We start from the raw sequence: 5250 nt of genomic DNA on the forward strand, positions 1-5250 counted from the left end.
GTCGACACGGCGGCCGCGCCCGGCTCCGGGGGCGGGGCCGTGCAGCAGGCGTGGCCCCAGGTGCTCGCCGCGCTCAAGCGGCGCAGCATCGTCGTGTGGGCCAACGTCAACACCAACGCCCAGGTCGTCGGGGTCGAGGGCAAGATCGTAACCCTGGGGTTCGCGCAGGTCGGCGCGATGAAGAACTTCACCGGGGGCGGCAAGGACGCGGTCGTCGCGGCGGTGCTGCAGGAGGTTCTGGGCGGGACCTGGAAGGTCGAGGCCGTCGTCGGCAACGGGCCCGCTCCGTCGGGCGGGGGCCGTGCGCCGGCACCGAGACAGCCCCCAGCCCCCCAGCAGCCCACCCCCCAGCCATCGCAGGTACAGGCGCCCGTCCGTCAGGCGCAGGCCCCCGTCGCTCCTCCCGCGCCGCAGGCGGAGCGGGAGGCCCCGGCGCGTCAGACCCCGCCCGCGACGGACGAGTCCTGGCCGGACGCCCCCATGCCGGAGGACCCGGGCTCGCCTCCCCCGTCGATCTCCGGCCCCGGCCCCGGTCCCGGCCTGGCCGCCGCCCGCTCGGCCGCCAAGGCCGCCGCCCAGGCCGGTCCAAGGGCCGTGGCCAAGACCGGCGCCAAGGCGGCCTGGCCCGACGCGGTGCCCGCCCGGGGTAACCGCGGCGCCGCCCCCGACGCCGACGAGGTCGACCCGCTGAACGACGCGGACGCCGACGTCGACGCGCTCACCGGGATGGCCCTCATCCAGCGCGAGCTGGGTGGCCAGATCATCGGCGAGATCGACCACACCTGACGGGCTGCACACCGCGCTCCCACCCGCGTCCCGGAGGTCTCGGACCGGTCGACGGCGCGCGTCCGCCCTGAAAGTGGTCGCCGGGAAACCCGCCGCACCCGTGGCGGCACGGGAATCCCCGCCTTCGAGATGGCGAGGACCTCAGGGCAGGTCGACGCCGCTGAGGCGGATCCGGGCCGCCACCGCGCGGTGGTCGTGGCGGGGCAGCGTGGCGGCGAGGCGTTCGAGGATCTGGATGTCGTTCCTGCCGTGCTCGGTCTCGGTGTAGGCCCAGAGGTCGTCGGGGTCGCCCCGCCGCAGGAGGCGGGCCCGTACCTGGCCCTCCAGTTCCTCCCGCTCGCGGCGCAGGGCGGGCGCCTCGGAGCGGGGCAGTAGGGGGCCGCGGTAGGCGCGGGCGACCGGCGCGGTCTCGCCGGCCGCGAGCAGCCGCTTGAGTTCCAGGAAGTCGGCCTCGACCGTGCAGGTGAGGCGGTACGGCCTGGCGGCGATGGTGTGGCCGAGGTGGATGCGGAGCCGGTGGATCTCGGCACGGATGGTCACCGGATTTCCCGTGTCGCCGTACAGATGGAAGGAGAGTTGGGCGGCCGTCATTCCCCGGGGGTTGAGGGCGAGCATCGCGAGGATCTCGGCGTGGCGCAGGGAGAGCGGCAGGCAGACCCCCTCCAGGTACGCCGAGGGGTGCTCGGTGCCGAGGAGGGACAGGGTCAGCACGGGGTCACGCGCCGGACCCGCGAGGCGGAGCAGGAAGCCCTCGTCGCCGAGCGGTTCAAGGAAGGCACTCCGCCCGTCGGGCAGGACCAGACGGTGGCCCACCTCGGGCAGGCGGATGCGGTGACCCCACTGCGGTGCGTCGTCACCGGCGATGATCCGCCCGGTCGCGGTGACCAGGGCGCCAGGCTCGCCGCGCAGCGCGCTCACTTGTCTCTCGTGGCGGCGTCTGAGCCGCTCGTCACGTTCGAGCATACGCAGCGTGAGGTGGCTCTCGGCCAGCCGCGCGGCGGCCTCGACGAGGGCGACGCTCGCCGGGTGCATGGCGCGCGTCGTGCCGCTGACGTCGACGCAGCCCAGCAGGCCGCCGCTGTCGGGATCGATGACCGGCGCGGCGGAACAGGACCAGATGTGGAGTGCCCTGACCAGGTGTTCGGAGGAGAAGACGTGGAGGGGCCGCCGGGTCACGAGCGCGGTGCCCAGGCCGTTGGTCCCGATCGCCTGCTCGCTCCAGTCGAAGCCGGCGGCCAGTCCCACCTCGTCGGCGCGTTCCATCGTCCGGTGGTCGCCGTCCCGCCAGAGCACCCTGCCCTCGGCGTCGGCGATGAGCAGGATCTGGCCCCCCTCGGCGGCGGCTCCCAGCAGGGTGCCGGTGATGATCGGCAGCAGCCCGCTCATCGGATGGGCCGAACGGACCTCCCGGACGTCCTGGCCCTCGAAGGCCGGCGGGGCCGACCTGGCCTCGAGGTCGATCCCGGCGTCCAGCGACCGCCGCCACGACGAGGAGATCACGCTTCTGGGTCCCTCGGCCACCGGCTGCTCACCGTTGCTCAGGGCCTCGTGCAGGCGCCGCAGCCGTGACGCGTAGGAGTCGAGATCGGCTGTCTGGACGGCTCTCATCTGGCTGTCGGACACATATCCCCCCGGAACAGAGCCGATGGCGGAAGCATCGGGGCTCAGAACCCCGCACGCAACCCGTTCGATCAAAGAGGGCGCGCGAAGAGTGAGCGGACGATCGCAACGTGTGTGCAACCTTCGGACGGTTACCTTTCGATCACACGCCGCCGTGTGCGGCCGCTCCGGGGCGTGTCATGTCGGGTCTCGGACGTCTGGAGGGGGCCCGGGACCCGACGAAGGTTTAATCCCCGTCAGCAGGGAACCCGTGCTCGCTTCAGTACAACACCCGGCTCAGAACCCGTAGGCTCGTGACGACCGATGTCACGAATGAGGAGCACAACGACGGTGAACCCAGGGGATGTCAACCTGCAGCAGCTGCTGGAGCAGGCTCAGCTCATGCAGCAGCAGCTTGTGAGCGCCCAGCAGGAGCTGAACGACGCGGAGGTTCAGGGCTCCGCGGGCGGCGGCCTGGTCGTGGCCACGGTCAACGGCGGGGGCGAGCTGCTCGAACTAGAGATCAGCGCCGAGGCCATCGACCCCGGTGACCCCCAGGAGACGGCGGATACCGTCGCCGACCTGGTCATCGCGGCCATCCGCGACGCCGTGCGTGCCGCGGCCGACCTGCAGCAGGAGAAGCTCGGTCCCCTCGCGCAGGGGCTGGGGGGCGGGGGCGGGCTCGGCCAGCTTCCCGGGTTCTAGGTCATGTACGAAGGGGTCGTCCAGAACCTGATCGACGAGTTGGGGATGCTCCCCGGCGTCGGTCCCAAGAGCGCGCAACGCATCGCGTTCCACCTGCTGGCCGCGGAGCCGGCCGACGTGAAACGGCTCGCGCACGTGCTGCTGGAGGTCAAGGAGAAGGTCCGCTTCTGCCGGGTCTGTGGCAACGTCGCCGCGGAGGAGGAGTGCCGGATCTGCCGTGACGCCAGGCGCGATCCCCACGTGATCTGCGTCGTCGAGGAGTCGAAGGACGTCGTGGCCATCGAGAAGACCCGCGAGTTCCGAGGCCGCTACCACGTGCTGGGCGGGGCGATCAGCCCGATCGACGGTGTCGGCCCCGACGACCTGCGCATCAGAGAGCTCATGACCCGCCTGGCGGACGGCCAGGTCACCGAGCTGATCCTCGCCACCGACCCCAACCTTGAGGGGGAGGCGACGGCGACCTATCTCGCCCGTCTGGTCAAGCCGATGGGACTGAAAGTGACACGACTGGCCAGCGGTCTGCCGGTAGGCGGTGACCTCGAGTACGCGGACGAGGTCACCCTGGGCCGCGCGTTCGAGGGAAGGAGGCTCCTTGATGTCTGATGACGCGTGGAGTGCTCTCGCGGAGCGGATCGCGGAGCACGCGAAGAACTACATCGACGGCCTGACCCGCCTGGCGGGCGGCGAGGGCGGCGACGCCATCCTGCCCCTGCTGCTGGTGGAGGTCGCGCAGGTCAGCTCGGCCGGCGCGCAGCTCGGCGCGAGCCAGGACGTGATCCTGTCGGGCAACTGGGAACCGCATCTGGGCGAGGACCCGGACGTCGACGCCGTCCGAACGGCTCTGGCCGAGCGGCTGGGGCCGGTCGACGACTACGCCGAGGTCTTCGACCCCTACAAGGACACCGGGGTCACTCCGTACCGTCTCTCCGACGACCTGACGGCGGTGGCCGCCGACCTCCTGCACGGTCTGCGGCACCACAGTGCGGGTCGCCCGCTGGAGGCTCTCTGGTGGTGGCAGTACTCCTATTTCAACACCTGGGGAAACCACGCCGGAGCGGCGATGCGGGCACTTCAGGCCCTTGTCGCCCATACCCGGCTTGATGTCGCCGAGGAGCGCACAACCGTGTGATCGTCCACATACTGAGCCACATCAGAAGGTCCCAGCTAGGGCGCCAGTAGACTGTGAACTCCACAGCCCTAGATTGCTTCGGAGACATCTCGTGGCGCTCGTTGTTCAGAAGTATGGTGGTTCGTCCGTCGCCGACGCGTCCTGCATCAAGCGGGTCGCTCAGCGGATCGTCGCGACGAAAAAAGCCGGCAACGACGTCGTGGTGATCGTTTCCGCCATGGGTGACACGACGGACGAACTACTCGACCTCGCCCAGCAGGTCTCGCCGCTCCCGCCTGGCCGGGAGCTTGACATGCTGCTCACCTCGGGTGAGCGCATCTCGATGGCGCTGCTGGCGATGGCGATCGCCAACCTCGGTCAGGAGGCGCGCTCGTTCACCGGTTCCCAGGCCGGCGTGATCACTGACTCCTCGCACGGCCGCGCGCGCATCATCGACGTGACGCCCGGCCGGATACGCGGGGCGCTCGACAACGGCCAGGTCGCGATCGTGGCCGGGTTCCAGGGCGTCTCCCAGGACACCAAGGACATCACCACGCTCGGCAGGGGAGGCTCGGACACCACGGCGGTCGCGCTCGCCGCCGCCCTGAACGCCGACGTGTGTGAGATCTACACCGACGTGGACGGCGTCTTCACCGCCGACCCCCGCATCGTCCCGACCGCCCGTAAGATTCCCAAGATCTCGTACGACGAGATGATGGAGATGGCGGCCTGCGGTGCGAAGATCCTGCACCTGCGCTGCGTTGAGTACGCTCGCCGTTTCGGCCTGCCGATCCACGTCAGAAGCTCGTTCAGCACCAAGGAAGGCACGTGGGTCGTCTCCGACCCCGACAGCGAAGGAACAGAGATGGAGCAGCCGATCATCTCCGGCGTCGCGCACGACCGGAGCGAGGCCAAGATCACCGTTGTCGGGGTGCCCGACAAGGTCGGCGAGGCTGCGACGATCTTCAAAACACTCGCCGACGCCGAGGTCAACATCGACATGATCGTGCAGAACGTGTCGGCGGCGACGACCGGCCGGACTGACATCTCCT

Annotated in this window: 5 protein-coding genes and 1 pseudogene; 5 read left to right on the forward strand and 1 reads right to left on the reverse strand. The window is 70.4% G+C overall.

Going from position 1 to position 5250, the window contains the following annotated elements; all coding sequences use genetic code 11:
• Positions 1-786: pseudogene (locus ABZ260_RS45785) on the forward strand (DNA polymerase III subunit gamma and tau); the annotation flags it as partial.
• Between the two features lie 141 nt (positions 787-927).
• Here the strand turns inward: ABZ260_RS45785 and ABZ260_RS45790 are convergent.
• Positions 928-2394, reverse strand: coding sequence for a GAF domain-containing protein (locus tag ABZ260_RS45790; protein WP_355630759.1), 1467 nt, complete (start codon positions 2392-2394; stop codon positions 928-930).
• Positions 2395-2736: 342 nt separating this feature from the next.
• On the opposite strand from ABZ260_RS45790, the gene ABZ260_RS45795 reads away from it, so the two are divergent.
• The 4 genes from ABZ260_RS45795 to ABZ260_RS45810 all read left to right on the forward strand — a co-directional run.
• Positions 2737-3090 (forward strand): YbaB/EbfC family nucleoid-associated protein, encoded by a 354-nt coding sequence (locus ABZ260_RS45795; protein ID WP_343971709.1) that lies wholly within the window; start codon positions 2737-2739, stop codon positions 3088-3090.
• A 3-nt stretch (positions 3091-3093) separates the two neighbouring features.
• Positions 3094-3693: a recombination mediator RecR gene (gene recR, locus ABZ260_RS45800; protein WP_355630762.1), complete on the forward strand. Its 600-nt coding sequence runs from the start codon at positions 3094-3096 to the stop codon at positions 3691-3693.
• Complete coding sequence (locus tag ABZ260_RS45805) at positions 3686-4219, forward strand: DUF5063 domain-containing protein (protein ID WP_350913610.1); 534 nt, start codon at positions 3686-3688, stop codon at positions 4217-4219. Before recR ends, ABZ260_RS45805 begins: the two co-directional genes overlap by 8 nt.
• Before the next feature lie 91 nt (positions 4220-4310).
• A partial coding sequence (locus ABZ260_RS45810; RefSeq protein ID WP_355630765.1) for an aspartate kinase occupies positions 4311-5250 on the forward strand: 940 nt, incomplete at its 3' end.

The sequence above is a fragment of the Streptosporangium sp. NPDC006013 genome, assembly GCF_040614275.1.
GTDB lineage: Bacteria > Actinomycetota > Actinomycetes > Streptosporangiales > Streptosporangiaceae > Streptosporangium.